Source organism: Corynebacterium sp. 2571A, assembly GCF_055700935.1.
The window spans coordinates 185,942-212,664 of the sequence record NZ_JASTTE010000005.1 but is presented as its reverse complement, the minus strand read 5'-3'; the positions used below and the strand labels follow the sequence as shown (position 1 = coordinate 212,664).

Sequence of the window (26,723 nt, the reverse complement as noted above, 5' to 3'; positions counted from 1 at the left end):
CAGCTCGCTAAAGGATAGCGCGTGTCAGTTTTTTCCAAGTTGCGCGGCATTTTTCCGGGCAACAGCAGCAATATCGCCACTATCGATGCGGCGAAGGCCGCGCCGCCGCCCTCCCCGCTGGCGCCCATTGATTTGACCGACCCGGCCCAGGTCACCGGCGTCATGGAGATCGCCGCCCGAATTGGCGATCTGCTGATCTGCTCGGGCACGGCGAACTCCGACACCCGCGCGCAGGTCTACCTGGCGGCGGCCTCCTACGGCCTGCACTACTGCCACGTGGGGATCGTGCTCAACACGATTACCATCCACACCAATATCGGCACCGGCTCCGACCGCCGGCCGGTGACCGTCTTCCGGGTCGCCAGCGGGCTGGACGTGAACTTCTCCCGGCTGGCGGCGGTGGACCGGCTCATCCGGTCCATCCACTCGGGCGCCACCCCGCCGGCGATGGCGGAGAAGATGCTCGACGACATCGAGGCCATGAAGCCGCCGCGCAGCGTACGCTCCTCCCTGCTGGGCTGGGGCGTGATGGGCGGGACGTTCTCCGTCATGCTGGGCGGCGACATCTTCGTCGGCGTCGTCTCCTTCTTCGTGGCCCTGCTCATCATGTCCGTCAACGCGTGGCTGGGCAGGTTCCGATTACCGCCCTTCTACCAAAACATGGTCGGCGGGTTCATCGCCGTCGTGCCCGCGGCGTTCTTCTACCGCGTGGCGTCGAATATTGGCCTGACCTTCTCACCCAGCCAGGTCATCGGTATGGGCATCGTCGTCTTGGTGGCCGGCCTGACGCTGGTGCAGTGTCTGGTCGACGGCATCACCAAGGCCCCGGTGACGTCCTCCGCGCGCTTCTTTGAGGCCTTGCTGTCTACCGGCGCCATCATCGCCGGCGTCGGCGTGGGCATCCAGTTCGTGGACTACATCGGTTTTACCCTACCGCCGCTGGCGACCATCGCCCCGCCGGTCTACCACGAGATCCCGCTGCTCATCCTGTGCGGCGGCGTGGGCTCGGCCGGGTTTGCCTGGGCCTGCTACGCCTCCTGGTCGGAGACCATCATCTCCGGGCTGACCGCCGCGGCCGGCATGTTCTTCTACTACTTCGTCATCATCCCCTTCGGGGTCTCCACGGTCATTGCCAGTGGCATCTCCGCCGTGGCCGTGGGCCTGGCCGGCGGCCTGATGGCCCGCCGCTTCCTGATCCCGCCGCTGGTGACCATGATCTGCGGCTACACGCCCATGCTGCCCGGCCTAACGCTCTACCGCGGCATGTACGCCGCGCTGAACGAGCAGATGATCACCGGCATGACCAACCTGGTCACCGCCCTGGCTATTGCCGGCGCGCTGGCCGCCGGTGTGGTCTTCGGCGAGCGCGGCGCCCGCCGCCTGCGTCGCCCGAAGTACTTCCGCCCCTATACCGCCTTCAAGCGCCTGGGCCGGTACTCCTTCCACCAGGCCACGCGCCTGGCCAACAGCCGCCCGCGCATCCCGCGCGTGCCGCTGTCGCCGTTCGCACCCCGCCAGGAGCGCCCGGTTCCCCCACCGGTGCACGGCCCGAAGCCGCCGACGGCCGCGCAGCAGGCCCGCCAGCGCCAGGACGAGACCGCCACCCAGCAGTGGCAGGCCCAGGTGGATGCCGGAGGGCTCGACGATCACTGGCCGCAGCGCACGGAGTGGCCGGCCCAGCCGCAGCCGCTGCGCGAGGAAACCATCTACACCACCCCGGGCACCGAGGAGTTCTACGCCGCCCACGCGGATCCCGACCAGCGCTGAGCCGGGCCGGTAGCGTACAATATACGGTCTGAAGCTACTAGCTTATTTAGCGCCGTCGCACCGTAGGAGGAATACGTGCCACCCAAGGTCACTGACACCCAGCCCAACGTTGAGCAGATGAACGCCGTGGAGGAAGAGACCGCCGCAGCCGCCCGCCGCGTGGTCGCCACCTATGCCGAGGATTTCCTGGACGGCGTGACCCTCATGTCCATGCTGGGGGTCGAACCGGACGGCCTGGTTCACAAGAAGGTGCTGGCCGAATACGGCGAGCCCGAGCCGAAGAAGTCGACTAAGAAGTCCACGAAGAAGGCCGGGAAGAAGTCGACCAAGAAGGCTTCCAAAAAGTCCACCAAGAAGGCCAGCAAGAAATCGACTAAGAAGTCGACCAAGAAATCCACCAAGAAGGCTTCCAAGAAGTCCACCAAGAAGTCGACGAAGAAGTCTTAAGGACCCGCCATGGCCGGTACCAACAAGTTCGTGGTCGTGGCCAACCGTTTGCCGGTTGACCTTGTCAGCCACCCGGACGGCTCCCAGGAGTGGAAGGCCTCCCCGGGTGGCTTGGTCGCTGCCCTGTCCCCGGTCCTGCGGGAGCAGGAAGGCTGCTGGGTGGGCTGGCCCGGTGTGGCCGACGCCGCCCCGGATCCGTTTACGACGGACGACGGCATTCACCTGCACCCGGTGCAGCTGTCCCAGCGGGACTACGAGGAGTTCTACGAGGGCTTTTCCAACGCGACCCTGTGGCCGCTCTACCACGATCTCATCGTGACCCCCGCCTACCACCGCGAGTGGTGGGCCACCTACCGCGACGTCAACCTGCGTTTCGCTAACGAGGTGGCCAGCGTCGCCGCCGAGGGCGCGACCGTGTGGGTGCAGGACTACCAGCTGCAGCTGCTGCCCGGCATCCTGGAGCAGCTGCGCCCGGATCTGACCATCGGCTTCTTTTTGCACATCCCCTTCCCGCCCGCGGATCTCTTCCGCCAGCTGCCCTGGCGCGAGGAGCTCATCCGGGGGCTGCTCGGCGCCGACGTCGTGGGTTTCCACCTGGAGTCCAACGTGCACAACTTCCTGGGCCTGGCCCAGGCCCAGGGGCTGCGGGTGAGCGGAAAGGTGGCCACCCGGCGCGCCAGCGCGCAGGTCGAAGCACCCGACGGCCGGTTCACCCGGGTCGGGGCCTTCCCCATCTCCATCGACATGGGGGACTTCCCGCCGGCGACCGAGGCGGACGTCGCCGAGGTCGAGCGCCTGCGCGCGGAGTTGGGCAACCCGGAAACCGTCATCCTGGGCGTGGACCGCCTGGACTACACCAAGGGCATCCTCCAGCGCCTGAGCGCTTTCGAGGAGCTACTGGAAACCGGCGCGCTGGACCCGGAGAAGGTCGTCCTGGTGCAAATCGCCACGCCTTCGCGCGAGCGCATCGAGCACTACCAGCAGACCCGTTCCGCGGTGGAGGAAGCCGTCGGGCGCATCAACGGGCGCTTCGGGGGCATCGGCAAGCCGGTCGTCCATTACAGCCACCGCTCGGTGCCGAAGCCGCTGCTGCGGCAGTACTACCGCCTGGCCGATGTCATGCTGGTCACGCCGTTTAAGGACGGCATGAACCTGGTGGCCAAGGAATACGTCGCCTGCCACGGGGACGGCTCCGGTGCCCTGGTGCTGTCCGAGTTCGCCGGCGCGGCCGACGAGCTGGAGCAGGCCCACCTGTGCAACCCGTTTGATATCGAATCGGTCAAGTCCGCCCTCCGCCAGGCGGTGGTCGGGCTGCGCGAGAACCCAGAGACCATGGAGGCCAATATGAAAGCCCTGCACGCCCAGGTGCGCGACCATGATGTCCAAGTGTGGGCGCAGGCTTTCCTGCAGGCCCTCGGGGAGGCCAAGTCCGAATGAAGCCTATGACCCAGGCCGGGACCTGCCTGGCCGCCGCCGCGCTGGTGCTGGCCGGTTGCGGGGACTCCGAGCCGCCGGCGCCGACCGCCCCCGGCGACGAGCGCATCGTCGGCAAGGACTGGCAGGTCACCGGCATCTACACGGATCCGGAGGCCCTGTCGACCATCTCCGAGGCGGTGACCAACGTGCCGTCCATCAGCTTCGGCGAGTCCACGGCGGTGGGCACCACCGGCTGCGCCCGGTTTGTGGCCAAGGTCTCCTACGTCGAGGGAGAGGACGCCGCCAACGTGCGCGACGCTGATTACCTGCGCTTCGACGAGGTCAGCTACGACGAGCGCAGCGAGGACTGCACGGGCGAGGCCGCCTGGGCACACAACAGCCTGTCCCGGCTCATCGCCACAGACCGCGAGTTCGACATCTCCATCAACCCGAACAACCAGCTGGTGCTCACCCTGCGCGACGGCAAGGTCGACAGCCCGGCGGTGGAATTCGTCTCGCTCTAGCCGGCGAGCCGCGCGGTAGATTGGGGGCATGGATTATGCCTTTGCTCTCGACCGCCTCGCCACCACCGATCAGCTGCTGGTAGTCAGCGACTTCGACGGCACCCTGGCCGGTTTTGCCGCCGATATCTACGCAGTCACACCCCACCCGGATTCGCTAGCCGCCCTGGAGCGGCTGGCCCGGCTGCCGCGCACCACCGTGGCGGCGCTGTCCGGCCGCCATCTGGCCGGGCTCAAGCAGGTCTTCCCCTTGAAAGCCCCCGTGCTATTGGGCGGTTCCCACGGCGCGGAGACCGAGGGGATGGACAACCCGGCCCTGGCGGACGCGGCTGCCAAAATCGCGGTCATCGACGAGCGGCTGGAGGCGCTGTCGGCCCAGTACCCGGGCACCTATATCGAATACAAGCCCGTCCACCGCGTCTTCCACGCCCTCGAGCTCTCGCAGCGCGACCCGGATGCGGCAGCGCGCGCCCTGGGCACCGCCCTGCGGCTGGAGGCGCCGGGACTGCACGTGACCGAGGGTAAGAACGTGGTCGAGTTTTCCGCCTCCACCGCCACGAAGGGCTCCTGGATCGCTGAGACCCGCCGCCAGCTGGGCGCTACCGGCGTGGTCTTTCTGGGCGATGACGCCACGGACGAGACCGGTTTCCGCGCCCTCGACCCGGCTACGGACGTGGGCGTGAAGGTCGGCGAGGGGGACACGGCCGCGCAGCTGCGGGTGGCGGATATCGACGCGGTGGCGGCCTTCCTAACCGAGCTGGCCGACCGTCGTGCCGGGGCTGTAGGTCGTTCCTAGGATTTTGCGCGGGCGGGCCACCGGCTCCCCCGCGATGAGCCGGGCCAGCAGGTGCCCGGCCGCCGCGCCCTTGGCCTTGTTCGGCTGCTGGACCGTCGCCACCCCGCGCAGCCGTGCGACCTCGATGCCGTCGAATCCGGTCACGGAGAGATCCCCAGGCACGCTCCAGCCGCGCTCGGCGGCGTAGTCCAAAACGCCAAGAGCCATGGAGTCCGTCGTGCACAGCACGGCGGTCAGCCCCGGGTTGCCCTCCAGCAGTCTCGCCGCGGCCTCCCGGGCGGTGGCCGGCGTGTTGAGGTGACGGGTCACCACGGGCACCCCCGCGGGATCCACGCCGGCGCCGGCGAAGACCTCGAGCGCGCCCTGCACGCGGGAGCGCTGCACGTGCATCTCGGCCGCCTCCAGGTCCGCCGGGCTCACGGGCCCGTCGAGGCGCGCGCGGCGCAGGCGGATGGACAGGATACCGATCCGGCGGTGGCCGGCATCGATAAGCGCCTGGGCCGCTGGGGCGATGGCGGCGCGGTCGTCGATGCCGACGAACGGCAGGCCGGTGTCCACCGGCTGGTCGCAGACCACGACGGGCAGCCCACGGGCCTGCGCGGCGGCCAGGTAAGGGTCCCCCGCGGCCACCGAGTAGATGACGAAGCCGTCGACGCTCGCGCGGCCGAGCAGCTCGGCGGCGCTGGCCTCGCGTCCGGTGGTGTCCGGCCCGGCGGGGATAAGAGTCAGCGAGAAGTCCGTCCCGGTAGTCGCCTCGGAGAGCCCGGCCAGAAAGTCCACGGAGGCCATATCTTCGAAGGCGTAGGACAGGTGCTCGGTCAGCACCACTCCCCAGGACCCGGCGTGGCGGGTGCGCAGGCTGCGCGCCGTCGGATCGGGGCCGGGGTAGCCGCGGGCGGCCGCGGCGGCCAGGATGCGCTGCCGGGTGGCCGGGGCCAGCTGGTCCGGCCGGTTGTAGGCATTCGAGACCGTGGTACGGGAAACGCCCAGCTCAGCGGCTAGTGATGCCAGCGTCTTGCGCTGCGGGCTGCGTTTGACCATGCCTCCTACCCTACCGCGACGCATCCCCCTGCCCGCCGCCAGTCGATAACCGATGTTTTCATCTCATTTCCATTTGACAACGTTTTTCAACAAGTGCAGACTGGGGAACATGCATGTTGCCAAGAACAAACTCGTCCCCGTCGCCCTTCTCGCCGCCGGCGCGCTGACTTTAAGCGCCTGCTCCGGCCCGGGCGCGGACGGCAACGACGCTGACACCTTGAAGGTGGTCGCCTCCACCTCCATCTGGGCGGACGTGGCCCAGGCGGTGGCGGACAGCTCGCCGGAACTGGACGTCGAGGTCCAGGCCCTAGTCGAGGGCAACGACGTCGACCCTCACCACTTCGAACCCACCGCCGCGGACCTGGCGCGGGCCAACGAGGCCGACGTGGTCATCGCCAACGGCGGCGGCTACGACGCCTGGATGTACCAGGCCTTGTCCAACCAGGACGACATCATCTCCGCGCTGCCGCTGACCGACCACGGCGCCCTCGACGAGGAGCCGGACGTCATGACGGCCGCCGAGGCCAAGGAACACCCGGGCGAGGTGACCAACATCGAGGGCAACGAGCACATCTGGTACGACGCCGCCGCCATCGAGAAGGTCGCCAAGGAAACCGCCGACCGCCTCAACGAGCTTTCCGAGACCAAGGACGCCTCCGCGGACACGGTGGTCCAGGAGGCCGAAGCCATCCAGGACAAGCTGGCAAGTATCGGTTCGTTCCGCTACGCGCAGACCGAGCCGATCGCCGACTACCTGATGAAGTACACCCCGGCGACCGACGCCACGCCGGACGGGTACCGCAAGGCCACCGTCGCCGAGGGCGAGCCCACCGCCGCGGACCTGGCGCGCTTTTTGGGCGAGGTCAACGAGGACAAGGTCGACGTGCTCATTTATAATCCTCAGACGGAAACGGATCTCACCACCCGCATCAAGGACGCCGCCGAGGACAAGGACCTGCCCATCGTCGAAATCGGTGAGACCCCGCCGAAGGACACGAACTTCTTGGAGTACTACGAACAGGTGGTGGATGATCTCGCCGCGGCGAGCAAATAAATGGCGCTAGTTAGCTTCACCGACGCCGCGGTTGACCCGCTGTGGTCCGGGCTCAGCCTGGACATCCAGCCCGGCGATTTCATCGCCCTGCTGGGCCCGAACGGCGTGGGCAAATCCACGATGTTGGGAACCATCCTGGGCACCCGCCAGCTCACCGGCGGGCGCGTCGATGTCAACGCGCGCGTGGGGTTTATCCCGCAGCAGCGCATGTTCCCGGCCGAGCTGCCCATGCGCGCGCGGGACTTGGTCTCCCTGGCGCTCGCACACGGGGTGGTCCGCAACCGGCGGGCCGACCGGGCCCGAGTGGACGAGCTGCTCGCCGCGGTGGGCGCCACCGGCATCGCCAACCGCCGGGTCGGCCGCCTGTCCGGCGGCCAGCAGCAACTGGTGCGCCAGGCCCAGGCCCTGGCCCAGGATCCGCAGCTCATCCTAGCGGACGAGCCGCTGCTCTCCCTCGATCCCGCCCGGCAGCAGGCCACGGTGGCCCACCTGCAGCGCCTCAGGAAAGAGCGCGATACCTCCATCGTCTTCGTCACCCACAGCATCAACCCGGTGCTCGACGTGGTCGACCACGTGCTCTACCTCGCCCCGCAGGGCCACGTCTTCGGCACCGTGGACGAGGTGATGCGCTCCGAGGTGCTCTCCGAGCTTTACGGGGCGGAGGTCAAGGTTGTTGAGATAGACGGAAGGATGCTGGTGATCTAGATGGATTTCTCCCGCTTTGTCGAGGACACCCGGTACCTGCTCAGCGTCGACTTCGTCCAGAATTCCCTGGTGGCCTGCGCCCTGCTGGGCGTGCTGTCGGGCGTGATGACCTCGCTGATCGTGCTGCGCCAGATGTCCTTTTCCGTGCACGCGACCTCCGAGCTCGCCCTGATGGGCGCGGCCGCCGCCCTGCTTTTCGGCATGAACATCGGCTTCGGCGCGGTGGCCGGCGCCATCGTCGCGGCCATCGTGCTGGCCGCGCTCGGATTCAAGGGGCAGCAGGACAGCGCCATCGGCGTGGTGATGAGCTTCGGGCTGGGCCTATCGGTGCTCTTCATCCACCTCTACCCCGGCAACGCCACCACCGCGATGACGCTGCTGACCGGGCAGATCGTCGGCGTGTCCCAGGCCTCGGTCTGGTGGCTGGCCGGCACCACCGCCCTGGTCGTCGGCGCGGTGGCCCTGTTCTGGCGCCCCCTCCTCTTTGCCTCCGCGGACCCGGTCATGGCCGCGGCCGCCGGCGTGCCCGTGCGCAGCCTTTCCGTCCTCTTCGCCATCCTGGTGGGCCTGGCAGCCTCCCAGTCGGTCCAGATCGTCGGCTCCCTGCTGGTCATGGCCCTTTTGATCACGCCCGGCGCGGCGGCGGTCCAGATCACCTCCTCGCCCGTGCGCGCGGTGCTCTGGGCCACCGTCTTCGCCGAGATCTCCGCCGTCGGCGGCCTGGTGCTCTCGCTGGCGCCGGGCCTGCCGGTCTCCGTGTTCGTGACCACCATTTCTTTTGTCATTTACCTGGTCTGCCGGGCCATCGGCTGGCGCCGCGGGCGCCACGCCCAGCGCGACGAGACCGCCGCCCAGCAGCACTGTTCGGCGCAGGACTAGGTACTAGACTGGCAAGCTATGGGATACACGCTGCACCGGGAAGAACTAGAACACCAATCGAGGACGCGCAAATACCTGCTCATCGAGCCCGATAACCTCCCGGACAACCCGGACATCGTGCTGTATTTCCACGGCTCCTTGCAGTCTGCCAACGTCTCCCGCCGGTTCACCAACGGCACCTTCGACGAGCTGGCCGAAAAATGCGGCTGCCTGGTGGCCTACCCGGACGGCGTGGACCGCCATTTCAACGACGCCCGCGGCATCCTGCCGGTCACCGCGCGCGAGGAAAACGTCGACGACGTCGGCTTCACCCGGGCGCTGGTCGAGCGCCTGCGCCGCGACTACTCCGCCGGGCGCGTTTTCGCCTGCGGGTACTCCAACGGCGGGCAGATGGTCCTGCGCCTGCTCTTCGACGCCCCCGGGCTCCTCAGCGCCGCCTGCATCTTCGCCTCGACGCTGGGCCGCGGCGACAACCACCGCCCCAGCAACCCGGACTCCGCCCTGCAGCCGACCCCGGTGTTGCTGCTGCACGGCACCGAAGACCCGTACGCCCCCTACGCCGGCGGCACGGCCGGCTTGGACGCCCGGCGCACCCGCGGCGAGGTCACCTCGGCTGCAGAGACCGCCACCCGGCTCGCCGAGCTCAACGGCGCTTCCCCCGAGCCGGAGACCAGCCGCCCCTACCCCGGCGTGCGCGCCGAGACCTGGGGCGGAGATTCCCCCGTGGTGCTGTGGACCATGGAGGGGCTGGGCCACGTGGTGCCGTCTGGCAACGAGGTGGACCCGCGGCTGGGCCCCAACACCCAGGAATTTATCGCGGCCGAGGTGGCCGCGGATTTCTTCGGCCTAGCGGGCCGCGCGGCGCTGCCGGGCGAACTCGGATAGCACGGCGCCGGCCGCGACAGACGCATTGAGGGATTCCACGCCCGGGGACATCGGGATGGACATGATGACGTCGCAGTTTTCGCGCACCAGGCGGGAGATCCCCTTGCCCTCGGAGCCGATGACGATGACCACCGGGTCGGTGCCGCCGTCGTAGCTGTCCAGGGTGTGCTCCCCGCCGGCGTCGAGGCCGACGACCTGGTAGCCGTTCTTCTGGAACTGCTGCACCGTGCGGGTGAGGTTGGTGGCGCGCGCCACCGGCAGGCGGGCCGCCGTGCCTGCGGAGGTGCGCCAGGCCACCGCGGTGACGGATGCCGACCGGCGCTCCGGGATGATGACCCCGTGGCCGCCGAAGGCCGCCACCGAGCGCACCACCGCGCCCAGGTTGCGCGGGTCGGTGATGTTGTCCAGGATGACGAACATCCCGGTCTCCCCGGTGTCCTGGATCTGCTGCATGAGATCCTCGACCTCGGCGTACTTGTAGGGCGGGATCTGCAGGCCGATGCCCTGGTGCATGCCATTGCCGGTCATGCGGTCCATCTCGTGGCGCGGCACCTCGTGGATGGGCACGTTCCGGGTGTTGCACATGGCCACCGCCTCGGACAGGCGCTCGTCGTTCTTGGTGCCCTGGGCGATGTAGAGCGCCGTGGCCGGCACGCGGGCGTGCAGGCACTCGATGACCGGGTTGCGGCCCACCACCATCTCCGGGGTCTCCTTGACGTGGCGCCCGGAGTCGCGGCGCTGGCGGGCCAGCTTCGCCTTGTGCTTGGCGTGGTAGACGCGGTCCTCCGCCTTGGGCGTCGGGCCCTTGCCCTCCAGGCCGCGGCGGCGCTGCCCGCCGGAGCCTTTAACCTGGCCCTTCTTGTTGGTCTTGCGGGTGCCAGCCCCGCCGCGACCGTGCGTGCGTGCCATTGGTGGTCCTTCCTAGGTATTCAAAAGTCTTAAGACAGCTGCCAGGTGGCGCCGTCGGGAGTGTCCGTGACCGTAATGCCCGCCGCGGCCAACCGGTCGCGCACCGCGTCCGCGGTGGCGAAGTCCTTGTCCTTGCGGGCCTGGGCACGCCGGTCCAGCTCGGCCTGGACCAGCTGATCCAGGGCGGCATCGGCAGCCGAAGAGCCCGCGCCCGCCGCCCACTTCTCATCCAGCGGGTCGAAGCCCAGGACCGCGGCCATGGCGCGCACGGATTCCGCCAGCTTCCTGGCGGCGCCCTCGTCGCCGGCGGCCAGCTCCTTGTTGGCCGCGCGGACGGTGGTGTGGATTTCGGCCAGCGCCTTGGGCACGGCGATGTCCTCGTCCATTGCGGCGCCGAAGGCCTCGGTCCACTCGCCCAGCGCCAGGTCCGGGAAGCGGTTGACCAGGTCCTCGATACGGCGGTAGCCGGCGGCGGCCTCGGTGAGCGCGGCCTCGGAGTATTCCAGCACCGAGCGGTAGTGCGCGGAGCCTAGATAATAGCGCAGTTCCACGGGCCGGACTAATTCCAGCATGTTGTCCACACTGAGCACGTTGCCCAGGGACTTCGACATCTTCTCGCCCGCCATGGTCACCCAGTGGTTGTGCATCCAGTACCGCGCGAAGCCGTCCCCGGCCGCATGCGACTGCGCCATCTCGTTCTCGTGGTGCGGGAACTGCAGGTCCAGGCCGCCGCAGTGGATATCGAACTCGGAGCCCAGGTAGTAGGTGGACATCGCCGAGCACTCCAGGTGCCAGCCCGGGCGGCCCTTACCCCACGGGGTGGGCCAGGCTGGCTCGCCCGGCTTGGCGGCCTTCCACAGCGCGAAGTCCAGCGCGTTGCGCTTGCCGGCGTTGTCCGTCTCGCCCTGCTCCATCTCCTCGACGCGGTTGCCGGACAGGCTGCCGTAGTCGGAGCCTTCCGCCCTGGTCCAGGCGTGAACGTCGAAGTAGACCGAGCCATCGGCCGCGTAGGCGAAGCCGTTGTCGATAAGCCGTTGCATGTAGTCGACCATCTGGGTCACGAAGCCGGTCGCGCGCGGCTCCACGGACGGCGGCAGCACGCCCAGCATGTTGTAGGCGGCGGTGAACTCGCGCTCGTAGGTGGACACCCACTCCCACCAGGGGCGGCCATTGTCGGCGGCCTTGGTCAGGATCTTGTCATCAATATCGGTCACGTTGCGCACGAAGGCCACGTCCCAGCCCTTGGCCATGAGCCAGCGGCGCAGGATGTCGAAGGCGACCCCCGACCGCAGGTGCCCGATGTGCGGCTTGGCCTGCGGGGTGGCCCCACACAGGTAGACCGACACGTGGCCGGGGCGAAGCGGCTCAAAATCGCGGAGGTTACGGGACGCAGTGTCATAGATACGCAAAGTCACAACAGTAATTCTACCTAACCGTATCTGCCGTCCTAGTTGGGCTTATTCGCCTCCGCGAACTCGTAATATTCGCGGTTGCGCAGGCCGGCCGCGGCGGCCGCGTCCACCACCACCGTGGCGTGCCGGTGCCACTGCAGGATGGAGGCCGGGCACGCCGCGCTCAAGGGACCTTCGACCAGCCCGGCGACCGCGTCCTGCTTGTTTGCGCCGGTGGCAATGAGCAGCAGGTGTCCGGCGCGCTGAATGGTGTCCAGGCCCTGCGTGACGACGTGGCGCGGGACCTCTTCGGCGGAGGCGAAGAAGCGGGAATTATCCGCCACGGTCTGCGGGTGCAGCGTCTTCCAGCGGGTCAGGGAGTTGAGCGAACTGCCCGGCTCGTTGAAGCCGATGTGCCCGTTTTTGCCTACCCCCAGCAGCTGGCAGTCGATGCCGCCGGCCGCCGCGATCTCGTCTTCGTAGCGCTCCGCCGCGGCCGCATCCGGCACGTGCAGCCGCGCCGGCTCGACCCCCAGCGGGTCGATGAGCTCACGGCGCAGCGTCTGGTAGTAGCTCTGCGGGTGGTCGCGGCCCAGCCCGACGTATTCGTCCAGGGCGAAAAAATCCACCCCGCGGGTCTTCAGGCTCCCGGCCCGCGCGCGGGCGATAATCTCGGCGTAGGTGGCCAGCGGAGTCGATCCCGTGGCCACCCCGATGACCCCGCCGGGGCGGAAATACCCGCCCAGGATATCCGCGGCCACCGTCGCAACCTCCGCCGCACTGTCCCGGATGATGACCTCCATGCTTGCCGCCTCCCGTCCTTTTGTTCCGCCTACTAACTCGTGCCCCCTATTATCCCCGCAATCGCGTGCCGCCGGCGAAGACGGTGCGAACCGCCCCGGCGGGGTCGAATTCCACGAATTCCGCGGGCTGGCCGACCTGCAGGCCGCGCGCCTGGTCCAGGCCCAGCAGGCGGCCGGGATTCACCGCTGCTGCCCGCGCCGCGGCGGCCGCCCCGTGGCGGGCGCTAAACCGCACGAACTGCTGGGCCAGGGTGCTCGTCCCGCCCGCGATGGCGCCGCCGACGCCAGCCAGCCGGGCCACCCCGCCGGCGACGACGACGTCGAGCGGGCCCAACGTGTAGGCCCCGTCCGGCATCCCGGCGGCCTCCATCGCGTCGGTGATGAGCATCAGGCCGTCGCCGGCGCAGGCGGCGACGACGTCCACGGTCCCGTCGGCCAGGTGCACCCCGTCGCCGATGGCCTCCACGGCCACCTCGCCGCGGGCGGCGGCCGCGAGCAGGGCGCCCACGGCCCCGGGCTGGCGGTGGTGCAGCGGCGGCATGGCGTTGAACAGGTGCGTGGCCGTGACCGTCGCGCCGCGGGCGACCGCGTAGTCAAGGACACCGGCGGTGGTGGCGAAGTCCGCCGTGGTGTGCCCCAGGGAGACGATGACGCCGTACTCGACGCAGGCGTCCACCAGCGCCCGGGCGTTGGGCGTTTCCGGGGCGAAGGTCAGCTGGCGGACCGTCCCGGCGCCGCGCTCTAGGATGCGCCGCAGCATGGCCGGGTCGCCGTCCTGGATGCGGTCCGGGGCCTGCGCCCCGCACTTGGCGGTGTGGATGAACGGGCCCTCCAGGTGGATCCCGTCCACCACGCCTTCGGCCACCAGCGGCGCCAACACGCCGACCTGGCGGGTCAGCTCCTCCTCCGTCCCGGAGACCAAGCTCGCCAGGAGGTGGACGCTGCCCTGCTGGCGGTGGAATTCGGCCGCCTGCCGGCATTCGGCGAGCGTCCCCGTGGGAAAGGCCCCGCGCGCCCCGCCGTGGTTGTGGACGTCCACCAGGCCCGGCGCGACTACTCCCAACTTGTCGGGGGAGGACTCGAGGCGCTCCACGCTTTCGACAACGCCCTCGGCATCCACGCGCACCCGCGCGGGGTAGGGCTCGGCCCGGCCGTCGGTGAGCCGGGCGGAGATAGTACAACCGGCCATTAGCGGTACTCCACCTCCATCACGTGCTGGCCCACGGCCACGTCCCCGGCGCGCATCAGCGCGGTGGATGCGACCTTCTTCTTGTTGGTCACCACCACCGGAGTGGTCAGGTCGATGCCGCGGGCACGCAGGGCGGCCGCATCCACCCGCACCAGCGGGTGGCCCGGCTCCACCGCGTCCCCGCGGTTGACTAGCACCTCGAAGCCCGCCCCGCGCAGGCCCACGGTGTCCATGCCGATGTGGACCAGCACGTCCAGCCCCTCGGCGCTGCGCACCGCGACCGCGTGCTTGGTCTTGGCCACCATGGTGACCTCGCCGGCCACCGGGGAGGCGACCACCAGCTCGTCCTCGTTGCCCGGCACGATGGCGAAACCGGGGCCCACCTGGCCGCCCGCGAAGGCGGGATCCGCCACCTCCTCCAGCGGGATGGCCTTGCCCTCGGTGGGCGCGGACAGCTCCGTCACGCCCGCCTTTTCCACAGAATCAGCGGGAGCAGGAGCTGGAGCGGGGGCCGGGGACGCGACCGCCACCGGGTGCTCCATCTGGCGCCGCACCTCGTCGTGGACGAACTGCACGTTGGGCCCGATGATGACCTGCACGCCCTTGGCCGAAGGTCGGTAGACCCCGGCCACGCCGGCGGATTTAAGCGCCTGCTCCTTAACCAGCTGCGGGTCGTGCACGGTGGTGCGCAGGCGCGTGGTGCAGTATTCCATCGTGTTGAGGTTTTCCGCCCCGCCGAGGCCGTCGAGGATCCGGGCGGCCTGCGCGGCCAGCTTGTCGTCGCCTTCCGCCCCGTCAGTCCCGTCGCTCGATCCGTCTTCCTCGTCGTCGCCGTCGTCGCCGCGGCCCGGGGTCTTCAGGTTGAACTTCCCGATGAGGTAGTAGAAGAGCCCGAAGTAGATAAAGAAGTAGGCCACTCCCATCACCAGCAGCATCCACCAATGGTTGGCCAGCGGGTTCTGCGAGGACAGCAGCATGTCGAAGAAGCCGGCGGAGAAGCCGAAGCCCGCGGTCCAGTCGAAGAAGGAAGCGATCGCCATGGAAATCCCCATCAGGATCGCGTGCACCACGAACAACAGGGGTGCGACGAACATGAAGGAGAACTCGATGGGCTCGGTGACACCGGTGAGGAAGGAGGCCAGCGCGCCGGCCAGCATCAGCGAGCCGACCACCTTGCGGCGCTCCGGCTTGGCGCGCAGCGTCATCGCCAGCGCCGCGCCCGGCAAGCCGAACATCATCACGGGGAAAAAGCCCGCCTGGTACTGGCCGATGACGCCTACGACCTCGCAGCTCGAGCCGTCCCAGACGCCGGGGCAGGAGGCGGCATCGCTAGCGGCTTGGGCGGCGGCCAGGGTGTCCGCGCCGCCCAGGAACTTGCCGATGTCGTTAATCCCGACCACGTCGAACCAGAAGATGGCATTCAGCGCGTGGTGCAGGCCGGTCGGGATGAGCAGGCGGTTGGACACGCCGTAGACGCCGGCGCCGATGGCGCCCATGCCCTGGATCCACTGGCCGAAGTTGAAGAAGGCGGTATACAGCACCGGCCAGAGGAAGTAGAAGACCCCGGCCAGCACGATGGAAAACAGGGAGGTCAAGATGGGAACCAGGCGCCGGCCGGAGAAGAACGCCAGCGCGTCTGGCAGCTTGGTGGCGTGGAAGCGGTTGTAGGTCCACGCGGCGAGCACGCCGACGAAAATACCCAGCAGCACGTTCGCCGGGCCGACCGCGTCCCAGCCCTGCGCCGCCCAGTCGAGGGCCTGATCGCCCTCCAGGGCGGCAGGGTCCTCGATGCCGCGGTAGTTGGCCACGGCCTCCGGACCGACCAGCTTGGTGACGGTGAAAAACCCGAGGAAGCCCGACAGCGCGGCCGCGCCGTTGGAGTCCTTGGCCAGCCCGAAGGAGATGGCGATGGCGAAGAGCACGCCGAGGTTATCCAGCACCGCCCCGCCGGCCTGCTGGAAGACAGAGGCCAAGAAGCTTAAGCGTTCACCTCCCCGAGCGTCGAGGAAGTAGCCGATGCCCGTCATCAGCGCCGCGACCGGCAGCACCGCCACCGCGCCCATCAGCGCCTTTCCGAGCTTTTGCAGCGGTCCCATGACCTTGTCCATGGCGCTTTACTCCTTAGCTTTCTTAAAAAACCGGAAGACTAGTCCCGGCAGGAATACACCAGGGCGGTGGCAATGGCCGCGCGGCCTTCTTTGCGGCCGGTAAAGCCCAGGTGATCGGTGGTGGTAGCGGAAACGCTCACGGGAGCGCCCAGGAGCTCGGTGAGGGTGCGCTCGGCCTCCTCGCGCCGCGGCCCCATCTTCGGCGTTTGCCCGATGAGCTGCGCGGAAGCGTTGCCAATCCGGTAGCCGTGCGCGGCCAGGAATTCCCGGCACTCGGTGAGCAAGCGGGCCCCGGATACGTTGTCGTATTCGGCCCGGCCCACGCCCACGAACGAGCCCAGGTCCCCCAGCCCCACGGCCGACAGGAGGGCGTCGACCAGGGCATGGGAGACCACGTCCCCGTCCGAGTGGCCCTCGCAGCCGTCGTCGTCGGCGAAGAGCAGCCCGGCAATCCAGCACGGCTTGCCGGCTTCGATCTGGTGAGCGTCGCTAGCTATGCCCACCTTGGGCAGGATCGGTTCGTTCATTAGGCACCTCAAAAACTGTGGGTTCAGCCTCAGATACTACGGCCTGAGCCAGCCGCAGATCTATAGGGGTAGTGATTTTAAATGCCATGGGATCACCTGTCACCGTCACGACCGGGCAGCCGAACCATTCCAAGAGGCTCGCGTCGTCGGTGGCGACGAACTCGCGGGAATCGGCGGCGAAATAAGCCTCGTTGGCCCGGCGCAGGGTGGCCAGGTCGAAGCCCTGCGGGGTCTGGACCGCGCGCAGCAGGCTGCGGTCCGGCGTGGAGCGCACCCGGGAGGTATCCCCGGCCGCCACCTCTTTGATGGTGTCGGCGACCGGCAGGACCGGGATGACGGCCGGCGCCCCGTCTAGCACCTTGCGCACGACCCGACTAATCATCCCCGGGGGCGTGAGCGCGCGGGCGGCGTCGTGGACCAGCACGACCGCGTCTTCGTGGTCGATGGCCTGCAGCCCGGCCCAGACCGAGTCGGCGCGTTCGCCGCCGCCGGCGACAAAGCGCAGCGGGATCTCCTGAGCCTGGCGGGCCAGAGCGCGCTCGGCGTGGGCGCGCATGACGGGGTTGATGAGGACGACGACCTCGTCCACCACGGCGGAGTTAATCATCGCCTGGACGGAGCGTTCCAGCAGGCTGCGGCCGGCCAGCTCGACGTAGGCCTTCGGCAGCTCGGCGCCCAGCCGCGTGCCGCTGCCGGCGGCGGCGATGAGCGCGATAACCCGGCGAGTCACTAGTCTTCGTCGTCGAAGGACAGGTCGCCCAGGTCGACGTCGTCGGTGTCGACGTCGGTAGTCACCGACTTGTCCTCAACCAGGCCGGCGGCGCGGTGGCGCTCGATGGTGGCGTTGATTTCGTCCATCATCTTGTCCGCCTTCGCGTCATCGACCGGCTTGGCCAGGGCCAGCTCGCCGACGAGGATCTGGCGGGCCTTGACCAGCATGCGCTTCTCGCCCGCGGACAGGCCCCGGTCCTGATCGCGGCGCCAGAGGTCGCGCACGACCTCGGCGACCTTGTTGATGTCACCGGAGGCTAGGCGCTCCTGGTTGGCCTTGTAGCGGCGAGACCAGTTGCCGGCCTCCTCCACGTCCTCTTCGCGCAGTACGGAGAAGACCTTTTCCAGGCCTTCCTTGCCCACCACGTCGCGCACGCCGACCTTCTTGGCGTTCTTGGAGGGCACGCGGACAACCAGGTCGGACTGGTTGATGTGGAGCACCAAGTACTCCAGCTCCTCGCCGCCCATTTCGCGCTGCTCAATGTCTTCGATCACCGCGGCGCCGTGGTGCGGGTAAACAACCACCTCTCCGACCTTGAACTCCATTGCCACTCCTTGCTCGATTGTTAAAGAGGTACCCCTAAAGCCTGCCTGGCAGGCACATAGGACAAATATTCTACCACGCGGCACCTCCCCCGGGGCCGGCCGGCTACATCCCCCAAAAGTACACCCCCAATTGCCCTCCCTAGAGCGGGGGCTAGGTCACGTTGGGGTTGAAAACTGTGTACTTGGTTGGAAAAAATACTAGGCTTGATAATCGACAAATCCCTGTGATCTTTAGTTGATGGAGGACAACCCAAAGTGAAGTCCCTGAAGTCTGCCGCCCGTCGCGGTGTCATCGTTTCGGTTACCGCTGCGTCCGCGCTGGCGCTGGCTTCCTGCTCCGCCGGCCATGTCACCCAGACCGCCGACCAGGTCGCTGCCGTTGATGGCTCCGAAGCTTCCACCGAAGATGGCCTGATTGCGGTGCGTGACGTGACCATTCTGGTCGAGCCGGACAACCAGCACGCCTCCCTGAAGTTCACCGCCGTGAACCAGGGCTACGAGGACCAGGCGGCCGAGCTGGAGTCCGTCACCGTGGACGGCCAGGAAGTCCAGCTGCAGCCGGCTTCCCTCAAGCCCATCAACCGCGACCAGCGCCTGGTGGGCGACTCCCAGGAGAACCTGGACAACATGCCGCAGGCTGAGTCCGAGGACATCCAGTACGTCGCCACCACCATGCAGGATGACGACTTCGGCTACGCCGGCCACCGCACCGTGGTCTTCCAGTTCTCCAACGGCGACATCGAGGTCAACGCCACCATCGCCGCCTCCCAGAAGGAAGCCGGCGAGTACAACCGCGACGTCGAGTCCACTGAGGGCTACACCACCGAGGAGCCCTCCGGCCACTAAGCACTAGCTTTCCCATCTCCCCTGGCTGCGGCCGGGGGATTTGTTGTATCTGCGGGAATGTCCGGGGCGTGTTTTAAGCTAGGGGCATGGCAAAGAAGCAGCGTCCCATCCATACCTGTACCGAGTGCAACTACGTCTCCCCGAAGTGGCTGGGGCGCTGCCCGGAATGCGGGTCGTGGGGTACGTTCCAGGAATCCACGCCGGCCAGCCCGGCGGCCGCGACCACCAGCGCGCCGCAGGGCCTGACCCCGTCCAGCCCGGCGCAGCCGATGACCAAAATCACCGCCTCGGCCACCCGCACGCAGAAAACCGGCATCTCGGAGCTGGACCGGGTGCTCGGCACCGGCATCGTCCCCGGCTCCGTCGTGCTCATGGCGGGCGAGCCCGGCGTGGGCAAATCCACGCTGTTGTTAGAGGTCGCCTCCCGCTGGACCCAGCAGGACCGCACCGCGCTTTACGTCACCGCGGAGGAGTCAGCGGGCCAGGTCCGCGCCCGCGCCGAGCGCACCGGCGCGCTCCAGGACACCCTGTACTTGGCGGCCGAGTCCAACCTGGACGTCGTCTTCGGGCACGTCAAGCAGACCCAGCCCTCGCTCATCATCGTGGACTCGGTCCAGACCATGCAGGCGCCCGGCGTGGAGGGCGTGGCCGGCGGCGTGGCCCAGTCCCGGGCCGTGACCGCGGCGCTGACCACCCTCGCCAAGTCGACGGGCATCCCCATCCTGGTGGTCGGCCACGTCACCAAGGACGGCAACGTGGCCGGCCCGCGGGTGCTGGAGCACTTGGTCGACGTGGTCTTGAACTTCGAGGGCGACAAGCAGTCCAGCCTGCGAATGCTGCGCGGCATGAAGAACCGCTTCGGCGCCACGGATGAGGTCGGCTGCTTCGAGCAGACCGCCACCGGCATCCGCGAGGTAGCCGACCCGTCCGGGCTCTTCCTCTCCCACCGCGGGACCACCCCGGACGGTTCCGCGGTGACCGTGGCCATGGACGGCGTGCGCCCCATCCTGGCCGAGGTCCAGGCCCTGACCGTGGACCCGGTGGCGAAGAACCCGCGCCGCGTGGTCACCGGCCTGGATACCAACCGGGTGCCGATGGTGCTGGCGGTCCTGCAGGCCCGGGCCGGCCAGCGCACCAATGATAAGGACGCCTACGTCGCCACGGTCGGCGGCGTGCGTATCTCGGAGACAGCCACGGATTTGGCGGTCGCGCTGGCCACGTGGTCCTCCCTGCACGAGCAGCCGCTGCCGCCGCGCACCGTCGTCATCGGCGAGGTCGGCCTGGCGGGCGAGCTGCGCCCGGTGCCCAACCTGGCGCGTCGGCTGAGTGAGGCCGCCCGGCTGGGCTACGAGGCCGCCATCGTCCCGGCCACGAAGAACCTGGAGACCACCCTGCAGGTGCGCCAGGCGCAGACGCTGCGGGAGGCCATCGAGCTGGTCAGCCCCTAGGACAGATTGAAGGTGTGGGCGGCAGAGGGGTTATCGCCGATGACGGCGTGGAGGTAGTAGCCGCCCGGCTGAACGGCGGAGCGGTCGTTGCACTGCTCTGGGGCGGAGGTCTGCCGCGACCAGGTCGCCTGGAAGTGGCGCTTCTTGCCGGACTCGAAGGTCTGCTCGCCCTCCTGCACCGACGGGTAGCAGTCCGTGTCCGCCCACATCCGCTGGTTGGTGCCCAGGTTGTAGACCTCGAAGCGCAGCTCCTGATCGTCGAGGTTGATCTGGCAGTCGGCCTTGGTGGGGTTTTCCACCGTCATGTAGAAGGTGGGCAGCTCGCCCTCGCCGTAGGTGGCCTTGTCGCTGCTCGCGGTGATCTTCAGATCGGCCAGCTGACAGGTGTCCTTCGCATCAGCGGCCACCGGCTCCGAGCTCGCTTCCGCGTCTTCGCTTTCGCGGGCAGACTCGGATTCGGTCTCGGACTCAGTCTCCGACTGAGATTCGGACTCGGTTTCTGACTCCACCGCGGTGGTTTCCGGCTCCGAGGTGGTCTCGGCGGCCGGCTCGGTCGCCTTGTCGTTGCCGGAGCCGCCGACCATGCTCAGCACCCAGACCAGCAGAACGACGACCACGACGATGACGACCAACGCCGCGACGCGGCGGCGCTGGTAGATCTCGTTGGGCAGGGGGCGCTTCTGCTGGGGGCTACGGTTAGTCACGGCTTATAGTTTATTGCCTCAGCAGCGGCGACGGCTGGCAGCTGGTGGGGCGTGTCTTCAAATGACCAGCGGTCTCGCAGCTCAGTCCAGCCCGTGGGTCACCAGGGTCTCGACCGTGGAATCCTCCAGCAGATAGCGGGCGCCGACGACGCCGACGGTGCCTTCCTCTACCTTGCGCTCCAGGGCCGAGAGGCTGGCCACGAGCTGGTCGACGGTCTCGCGCACGTGCTGGCGCTCGTAGTCGTCGGTGCTCGAGCTGCCGGCGCGCTTGGACTTCAGCGTCGACAGGGCTACCTTTTCGATGATCGCGCGCTGGAAGCCGGCGGGCAGTTCGGCGTGCTGGTCCACCACAGAAGCGGTGGCGGCCACCGCGCCGCAGGACTGGTGGCCCAGAATAACCACCAGGTTGCAGTTCAGGTTTTCCAGGGCGTATTCCAGCGAGCCCTTCACCGCGGTATCCAGGATGTGCCCGGCGGTGCGGATGACGAAAGCATCCCCCAGACCCAGGTCGAAGAGGATCTCCACCGGTGCGCGGGAATCCGAGCACGACAGGACCACCACGCGGGGATCCTGGCCGCCGCGCAGGCCGGCACGACGCTCCTCGTCGCTGTGCGGGTGCAGCGGAGCGTTGTCGCGGAAGCGAGCGTTTCCCGCTTGGAGGGTCTCCCAGACTTCCCGGGGGCTTTGCTTTTTATCTTTCAGTGGCATGGCTCAAATTATAGCCCTGCGCGCGGCGCCTATTAGACTCCTGCACAGATATGGATACTGGTGCTTTGCTCGATTGGTTCGCCCACGCCCGCCGGCCCCTGCCCTGGCGGGCGCCGTCGACGACCGCGTGGGGCGTGTTGGTCAGCGAGATCATGAGCCAACAGACCCCCGTGGCCCGGGTCGCGCCGGTCTGGCAGGAGTGGATGCGCCGCTGGCCCACCCCTACCGATTTCGCCACCGCCAGCCGGGACGAGGTCCTGCGCGCCTGGGGCAAGCTGGGCTACCCGCGCCGCGCGCTACGCCTGTGGGAGTGCGCGCAGGTGGTCCGCGACGACTTTGCCGGCGAGGTCCCCGACGACGTCGATGATCTGCTGGGCCTGCCGGGCATCGGCGACTACACCGCCCGCGCGGTGGCCTGCTTTCACTACGGCCACAACGTCCCGGTGGTCGACACCAACGTCCGCCGCGTGGTCGAGCGCGCCGAGAACGGCAATTTCCTAGCCCCCACCCCGTCGAAGAGAGAGCTCGCCCAGGTCGCCGCGCTCCTGCCGAAGGATAACGGCCCCACCGTCTCCGTGGCGCTGATGGAGCTGGGCGCGCTAGTCTGCCGCGCCAAGTCCCCGGACTGCCCCGCCTGCCCGTTAAAAGCTACCTGCGCCTGGCAGGCGGCCGGCTGCCCGGAACCTACCGAAGAAGAACTCACCCAAGCCAAGAAGCGGGTCCAGAAATTCGCCGGCACCGACCGGCAGGTGCGCGGCAAAATCATGGACGTGCTGCGCGCTGCCGATGCCCCCGTGCCCCAAGCGGCCATCGACGTCGTCTGGCCGGACGCCCCGCAGCGCTCCCGGGCGCTGGCCTCGCTCCTGGCCGACGGGCTCGCCGAACAAGACGAGCAAGGCCTGTTCCACCTGCCGCGCTAGGGCCGGACGGAAAAGTCGATCAGCCGGGTCAGCGCCCAGTCCGGGTCTGTGAACAGCCGGGCCAGGACCAAGCCGGCCCCGATGGAAGCGACCACCATCATGCTGGTGGCCAGGTTGGCCAGGGCCTGATCCATCTGCCCGGCGTTGAGGTAGTAGACCGCCCGAAACATGGTTACCCCGGGGATCATGATGACCGCGGCCGGCACCGTCGTGGTAATCCGCGGCAGCCGGGCCTTCCGGGAGGCCAGCGCGCCCAACAGGCCGATAACCAGACCGCCGCAAAACGCCGCGAAATACCCGGTGGTGCCCAGGTGCAGCAGGAAAAGCCGCGCAGCGTTCGCGACGGTGCCCACCACCGCGGCCACCAGGATCATCCGGCGGGAGGAATTAAACAGGAAGGCGAAGCCCGCGATGCCGAAGAAACTGGCTAGGACAGCCATGGTGTACCAGGTGGCATCGGTAGCCGGCACCGGCGGGGCCGGGTTCAAATCCGTCAGCCAGCTGACCATGGCCACGGTGAAGGTGGCGGCGAAAATGACGGTAAAGGCATAAGCCAGCCGCACCATGCCGGCGTCGAAGTCGAAGCGCGCGATATCAATCAGCGCGGAGAACAGAGGAAAGCCCGGGATCAAAAAGAGCACCGCCGCCACGTAGCCGGAGGAAAAGTCCCCCGGGTCGGCCAGCCCTAGGGCGCCGACGAGCTCAGTAACGAGGAAGAAGACCAGGCTGGCCGTCGCCCCGCCGGCGACGATGCCGCCAATCTGGTGGACGTGGTTGCTCAGCACGAAGTGGCGCACGAATTGCCCGCTGAAAGCGGCCAAGGCCACGATCCCGACCGCGGCCAGGGGAAAGAAATTCAGCAGCGCGAACGACGCGCACGCCACCGCCGCCGCGGCGGAGAGCACCCAGCCGTTCCAGCGCTTACGCACGTTGTGCTCGATTTGGTCGAGCTTTTCGGATAGCTCCTCGGCCGTAATCCCGAAGTGCAGGTGGTGCCGGGTCAGATCTTCGATGGCCTCAATTCGGGAGGCGTCCACCGCCGGCGAGTGCTGCCGGGAAATCACCGTGCGGAAAATTTCGCCGCGGTGGAAGGTACAGGTGATCTGCGTCAGCCCGACCGTGGCATCCAGCCGGTCGAAGCCGAGCGCCCGCGCCGCGCGCTTCATCCCGCGCAGCACACGGTAGCCCGACGTGCCCGCCCCCATGAGCAACATTCCCAGGCGCAGGACCACGTCGGCCTCGACGCCCATGCGGCGGTGCTTTTCGTACGGCGGCGGGGTCACTTTAGCGCCAGCGTCCCCGCCAGTTGAGCCCGCCCGGCAGGTTCACCCAGAACCCGCCGCGGGAGTTGAACGTCACCGGGCCAATCTTGGTCGAGGCCGAAGCCCCGCGGCCGGAGAAGTTGATCCAGCTGTTCTTGCCGGTCTTCTTGCGTGAGCGGTATTGCAATCCCATGCCAGTGATTCTAGCCCAGTTTCGCTACCGCTCACGCTCGGCTCTATTTACGACGTCCGCGTGCCAACCACGCAGCTGCGCCGAGCAACACCACGCCGGCCAAAGCCCAAACAGCCACGCCCAGGCCACCGGTACGGGGCAGTTTGCCCGTCTTAGTGTCTTGGACAACTAGCACCATGTCGTTACCCTCACCGCGGGTTTTTAGCAGCGGGCCTGCGGCGGAGATGCGGTACTCGCCGTTCGAACCGTCCGTGACGATGTCGAAGCGGGCCGGCTGCGCCAGCAGGTTGTGCCCCTTCGGAGAACGCACTTCGACCAGGTAGTAGGTGCCAGTATTGTTCACGTCGAAACTGGTTTGCCCAGGTTCGATAACCGCCACCAGGTTGTTTAGCTCAGCGTCCGAGTAGACCTCGAACTTCGCGCCGCCCAGGCCCTGCAGGACCTTGACCTCGCCGGAAGGATCATAGGTTGCTTTCTCTAGGTTGACTCTTCCCTGCTTTGGCACGCTCTTCGTGTTGGTGACCGTACAGCTTACGAAAGCCAAGTTCAGGTTATCCTCCGCCACGTTGACGTTAAACCCGGTCGCGCCTTCGTTCGTCACATCCAGCGGGGTAGTGCGCCCGTTCAGAGTCTGGGTGCACTTCGCGTTTTGACCGTCCTGCTTTAGAAGACTGAAGCCTTCCTGCTGGGTCTCCTCGATGCTGATGCGCTGTGCCTGCTCGGAGCGGATGTCCCAATGGACCACACCCTTGCCGCTACCGCTGTCGGGTGTGACCTGGGACGAGGAACGGACCAGCTCGTCGTCACCTTCTCGCAGCACGCGGTCGCCCGCCGTAGCATTAAATTCCCATCCACCGGCTGCGTCATCCACGACGCGCACCTGGCCGTCCGGGTCGGCTTCCACGATCTGCTTCTTGACTTGGATGGCGCCGCGGCAGAGATTAGCCAGCTCCTGGCCGAAGGCCTCCACCTGGGACGCCAGCTCAGAGAAGTTGTCAATCAGGATCGGCGCATCCTCGTCGGAGATATCCTTAGCCATTTGTTCGTAAGAACGCATGCCGTAGGACCAAATTTCCGGGTTCTCCGTCACGTCCACCCACTCGCCGTTGCGGTAGATGTCGACTCGGTATTCGCCCGCGGCCACGGCCTCCTTGAATACGAAGACCGCGCCCGAGTCGCTGCCGTGTTTGTAGAGGCCGGCGGCTATCTCCTCGTCCGGTGCGCGGCGCACATTGCGGTAGCGCAGGTCGCCTTCGCGGATCGCGCCGGCCGCCTCTACCTGGTTGCTCGTCGGGAGGTTGCGGATCTGTTTCAGCGCGATGTCTTCCGTGGCGAAGGTATTAGCCCTCGTTTTCTGGCGCACCATGATGGGGACCACGCGGGTGCCCTGAGCCTTGAGCTCGTTGGCGGCATCGATAGCCAGATTCAGCGAGCGCTCTTTCAGGAAGCTCTCGTTGATGGCCAGCTGATTCTGGGTCTCCGGGTCGGAGGTCGGGATACCGTCGGTGATGAAGTAGACCGCGTCATAACCGTTGTCCTTGAGCTGCTTGAGGCCTTCTGCCCAGTTCGTGGTGAAGTTGGGCAGGTTGCGGCGCTGCTCCTGGGTCAGGTCGCGGATGCCGGAGTTCAGCGCCCACTCGTCGACCGCGTTGTAGATCTCGCGCAGGCCGTTCGGGTCATTGACGTCGCGGTAATCCGGTCCGTTGCCACGGGCGGTAGTACCGATGTTGCGGACCCTGCCGGTGTTCGGATCACGGTGCTGCGCCGGGGCGGTGCCCGCGAAGGTGTAGACGCCAATCTGGGTAGAAGTGCCTTCCAGGGACTGGACCATGGAACGAGCCGCCTGGCGGCTGGCCTGCCAGCCGTTGACGTCACCGTTGTCCAGCGAGCTGGACTGGTCGCTGACGATGGCCACGCGCAGGCCACAACGGCGCGGCATGTCCGGGTTCGGGACCGAGGGGTTTACCCACTCGGAGTCATTGCGGTAGCCAAGGTCCATCTGCCAGGACAGCTCGCCTGGGCCGATCATCGAGTTGACGTTCGGATCCTTAATAGGAGTTCCGTTAGCAGGCTTGTGCACGCCGGCCTCGACCGTAATCTTGCCGCCCGGAGGCAGCTGCACGTCTCGATCCAATTCAATGACAAGGCCACCCCACTGGTTGCCGAATTTGCCATTAGTCATCCTTTGCGGGTTGACCGGGTCCGTTACCCCAAATGGAGCGCTGCCCGGGCGCCCCTTCTGCTCGTAGAGTACGCGACCGTTGCGGTCGTAGACGCGCAGCACGGCTTCCCGGCCGCCGTCGATGTCGAAGCCGTTCTGGAACTGCGGGGTTGCCACCACGTAGTTCTTGATCGGCAACGGGCTACCGCTGTCGTTGGTCCGCTCCATCAGGATGCTAGTGGTGGTGCGACCGTCATCCCCCTGCCTAGCCTCCTTCGAGCGCATGGTCAGATGGCCGTTGTTGACCTGCTTGTCCCACTCGTATTCGGCTTGCGGCTCCGGTTCGGGTTCCGGCTCAAGGTCACTCTCCGTATAGCCAAAGAAATCGACCAGGAAGTTCGACTGAGACCGATTAGACGAGGAGAAGCCTACATAAACGTTATTTCCGGCCCAAAGGTCGAGACCATTGTTCTGCAGTGAAAACTCTACGCAGGTTCTATACCCAGACGTAGGTGAGCAGGTATTTGCGTTCTCTACCCTCCGAGTAATCGAGCTGGAGTTTCCCTTCCCCAAGAGTAAGGGACCTTCGATTGAGGCAGAGGCCTTTCCTTGGATCCGCACCTTGGTTACAAATAAGGTATTTCCTGCGGCACCTTCGTTTACGGTCACAAGCATCTGGCGGCCTTTACCTTTGTAGATGCTCGAGTAAAAACTATAATTGAAATA

Annotated in this window: 26 protein-coding genes; 12 read left to right on the top strand and 14 right to left on the bottom strand. The window is 67.4% G+C overall.

Annotated elements, in window-relative coordinates; genetic code table 11:
* Positions 1-21: 21 nt before the first annotated feature.
* The 5 genes from thrE (at position 22) to otsB (ending at position 4,947) form a co-directional block, all read left to right on the top strand.
* Positions 22-1,767 (top strand): threonine/serine exporter ThrE, encoded by a 1,746-nt coding sequence (thrE, locus tag QQS53_RS11075; RefSeq protein ID WP_472775877.1) that lies wholly within the window; start codon positions 22-24, stop codon positions 1,765-1,767.
* Positions 1,768-1,842: 75 nt separating this feature from the next.
* Positions 1,843-2,214 carry a hypothetical protein gene (locus QQS53_RS11070; protein WP_368534229.1) on the top strand — a complete coding sequence of 124 codons (372 nt, stop codon included), beginning with the start codon at positions 1,843-1,845 and terminating at the stop codon, positions 2,212-2,214.
* Between the two features lie 9 nt (positions 2,215-2,223).
* Positions 2,224-3,651, top strand: coding sequence for an alpha,alpha-trehalose-phosphate synthase (UDP-forming) (locus tag QQS53_RS11065; RefSeq protein ID WP_472775876.1), 1,428 nt, complete (start codon positions 2,224-2,226; stop codon positions 3,649-3,651).
* Positions 3,648-4,154 (top strand): hypothetical protein, encoded by a 507-nt coding sequence (locus QQS53_RS11060; protein ID WP_368534227.1) that lies wholly within the window; start codon positions 3,648-3,650, stop codon positions 4,152-4,154. Before QQS53_RS11065 ends, QQS53_RS11060 begins: the two co-directional genes overlap by 4 nt.
* Before the next feature lie 28 nt (positions 4,155-4,182).
* Positions 4,183-4,947: a trehalose-phosphatase gene (gene otsB / locus QQS53_RS11055; RefSeq protein WP_472775875.1), complete on the top strand. Its 765-nt coding sequence runs from the start codon at positions 4,183-4,185 to the stop codon at positions 4,945-4,947.
* Here the strand turns inward: otsB and QQS53_RS11050 are convergent.
* Positions 4,900-5,988: a LacI family DNA-binding transcriptional regulator gene (locus QQS53_RS11050; RefSeq protein ID WP_472775874.1), complete on the bottom strand. Its 1,089-nt coding sequence runs from the start codon at positions 5,986-5,988 to the stop codon at positions 4,900-4,902. The two genes, otsB and QQS53_RS11050, sit on opposite strands and share 48 nt — an antisense overlap.
* Positions 5,989-6,097: 109 nt before the next feature.
* Here QQS53_RS11050 and QQS53_RS11045 point away from each other — a divergent pair, with 109 nt between their 5' ends.
* The 4 genes from QQS53_RS11045 to QQS53_RS11030 are packed head-to-tail and all read left to right on the top strand — an operon-like array spanning position 6,098 to position 9,511.
* Positions 6,098-7,042 (top strand): metal ABC transporter solute-binding protein, Zn/Mn family, encoded by a 945-nt coding sequence (locus tag QQS53_RS11045; protein WP_368534224.1) that lies wholly within the window; start codon positions 6,098-6,100, stop codon positions 7,040-7,042.
* Positions 7,043-7,747 (top strand): metal ABC transporter ATP-binding protein, encoded by a 705-nt coding sequence (locus QQS53_RS11040; RefSeq protein WP_368534223.1) that lies wholly within the window; start codon positions 7,043-7,045, stop codon positions 7,745-7,747.
* Positions 7,748-8,626 carry a metal ABC transporter permease gene (locus QQS53_RS11035; protein ID WP_472775873.1) on the top strand — a complete coding sequence of 293 codons (879 nt, stop codon included), beginning with the start codon at positions 7,748-7,750 and terminating at the stop codon, positions 8,624-8,626.
* Between the two features lie 18 nt (positions 8,627-8,644).
* On the top strand, positions 8,645-9,511 hold the full coding sequence (locus QQS53_RS11030) for a CE1 family esterase (protein ID WP_472775872.1): 867 nt from the start codon (positions 8,645-8,647) through the stop codon (positions 9,509-9,511).
* Here the strand turns inward: QQS53_RS11030 and rlmB are convergent.
* The 8 genes from rlmB to QQS53_RS10990 are packed head-to-tail and all read right to left on the bottom strand — an operon-like array spanning position 9,473 to position 17,755.
* Positions 9,473-10,420, bottom strand: a complete 948-nt coding sequence (gene rlmB / locus QQS53_RS11025; protein ID WP_472775871.1) for a 23S rRNA (guanosine(2251)-2'-O)-methyltransferase RlmB — start codon at positions 10,418-10,420, stop codon at positions 9,473-9,475. The two genes, QQS53_RS11030 and rlmB, sit on opposite strands and share 39 nt — an antisense overlap.
* Before the next feature lie 29 nt (positions 10,421-10,449).
* Positions 10,450-11,835, bottom strand: a complete 1,386-nt coding sequence (gene cysS, locus QQS53_RS11020; protein ID WP_472775870.1) for a cysteine--tRNA ligase — start codon at positions 11,833-11,835, stop codon at positions 10,450-10,452.
* A gap of 32 nt (positions 11,836-11,867) precedes the next feature.
* A complete protein-coding gene (locus QQS53_RS11015; protein WP_472775869.1) occupies positions 11,868-12,614 on the bottom strand; it encodes a glucosamine-6-phosphate deaminase in 747 nt (248 codons plus the stop codon).
* Between the two features lie 49 nt (positions 12,615-12,663).
* The gene (locus tag QQS53_RS11010; protein ID WP_472775868.1) at positions 12,664-13,803 is read right to left on the bottom strand and encodes an N-acetylglucosamine-6-phosphate deacetylase; all 1,140 of its coding nucleotides are present in this window, start codon (positions 13,801-13,803) and stop codon (positions 12,664-12,666) included.
* Positions 13,803-15,911 (bottom strand): N-acetylglucosamine-specific PTS transporter subunit IIBC, encoded by a 2,109-nt coding sequence (nagE, locus tag QQS53_RS11005; RefSeq protein ID WP_472775867.1) that lies wholly within the window; start codon positions 15,909-15,911, stop codon positions 13,803-13,805. The genes QQS53_RS11010 and nagE overlap by 1 nt, the downstream gene beginning before the upstream one ends.
* 38 nt (positions 15,912-15,949) lie before the next feature.
* A complete protein-coding gene (gene ispF, locus QQS53_RS11000; RefSeq protein WP_472775866.1) occupies positions 15,950-16,438 on the bottom strand; it encodes a 2-C-methyl-D-erythritol 2,4-cyclodiphosphate synthase in 489 nt (162 codons plus the stop codon).
* Entirely contained in the window at positions 16,401-17,168 is a 768-nt protein-coding gene (gene ispD, locus QQS53_RS10995) for a 2-C-methyl-D-erythritol 4-phosphate cytidylyltransferase (protein WP_472775865.1), read from the bottom strand. The genes ispF and ispD overlap by 38 nt, the downstream gene beginning before the upstream one ends.
* Positions 17,168-17,755 (bottom strand): CarD family transcriptional regulator, encoded by a 588-nt coding sequence (locus QQS53_RS10990; protein WP_448239520.1) that lies wholly within the window; start codon positions 17,753-17,755, stop codon positions 17,168-17,170. Before QQS53_RS10990 ends, ispD begins: the two co-directional genes overlap by 1 nt.
* Before the next feature lie 255 nt (positions 17,756-18,010).
* Between QQS53_RS10990 and QQS53_RS10985 the strand changes: the two genes are divergently transcribed.
* Positions 18,011-18,601 carry a hypothetical protein gene (locus QQS53_RS10985; RefSeq protein WP_472775864.1) on the top strand — a complete coding sequence of 197 codons (591 nt, stop codon included), beginning with the start codon at positions 18,011-18,013 and terminating at the stop codon, positions 18,599-18,601.
* An 86-nt stretch (positions 18,602-18,687) separates the two neighbouring features.
* On the top strand, positions 18,688-20,049 hold the full coding sequence (gene radA, locus QQS53_RS10980) for a DNA repair protein RadA (RefSeq protein WP_472775863.1): 1,362 nt from the start codon (positions 18,688-18,690) through the stop codon (positions 20,047-20,049).
* Here the strand turns inward: radA and QQS53_RS10975 are convergent.
* A complete protein-coding gene (locus tag QQS53_RS10975; RefSeq protein ID WP_472775862.1) occupies positions 20,046-20,753 on the bottom strand; it encodes a hypothetical protein in 708 nt (235 codons plus the stop codon). The two genes, radA and QQS53_RS10975, sit on opposite strands and share 4 nt — an antisense overlap.
* Positions 20,754-20,834: 81 nt before the next feature.
* Positions 20,835-21,461 (bottom strand): carbonic anhydrase, encoded by a 627-nt coding sequence (locus tag QQS53_RS10970; protein ID WP_472775861.1) that lies wholly within the window; start codon positions 21,459-21,461, stop codon positions 20,835-20,837.
* Positions 21,462-21,511: 50 nt separating this feature from the next.
* Between QQS53_RS10970 and QQS53_RS10965 the strand changes: the two genes are divergently transcribed.
* Complete coding sequence (locus QQS53_RS10965) at positions 21,512-22,381, top strand: HhH-GPD family protein (protein WP_472775860.1); 870 nt, start codon at positions 21,512-21,514, stop codon at positions 22,379-22,381.
* Here QQS53_RS10965 and QQS53_RS10960 read toward each other — a convergent pair.
* The 3 genes from QQS53_RS10960 to QQS53_RS10950 are packed head-to-tail and all read right to left on the bottom strand — an operon-like array spanning position 22,378 to position 26,570.
* On the bottom strand, positions 22,378-23,631 hold the full coding sequence (locus QQS53_RS10960; protein ID WP_472775917.1) for a threonine/serine exporter family protein: 1,254 nt from the start codon (positions 23,629-23,631) through the stop codon (positions 22,378-22,380). The genes QQS53_RS10965 and QQS53_RS10960 overlap by 4 nt on opposite strands.
* A gap of 34 nt (positions 23,632-23,665) precedes the next feature.
* Complete coding sequence (locus QQS53_RS10955) at positions 23,666-23,836, bottom strand: DUF4236 domain-containing protein (protein ID WP_141759328.1); 171 nt, start codon at positions 23,834-23,836, stop codon at positions 23,666-23,668.
* A gap of 43 nt (positions 23,837-23,879) precedes the next feature.
* On the bottom strand, positions 23,880-26,570 hold the full coding sequence (locus QQS53_RS10950) for a SpaA isopeptide-forming pilin-related protein (protein ID WP_472775859.1): 2,691 nt from the start codon (positions 26,568-26,570) through the stop codon (positions 23,880-23,882).
* Between the last annotated feature and the right edge of the window lie 153 nt (positions 26,571-26,723).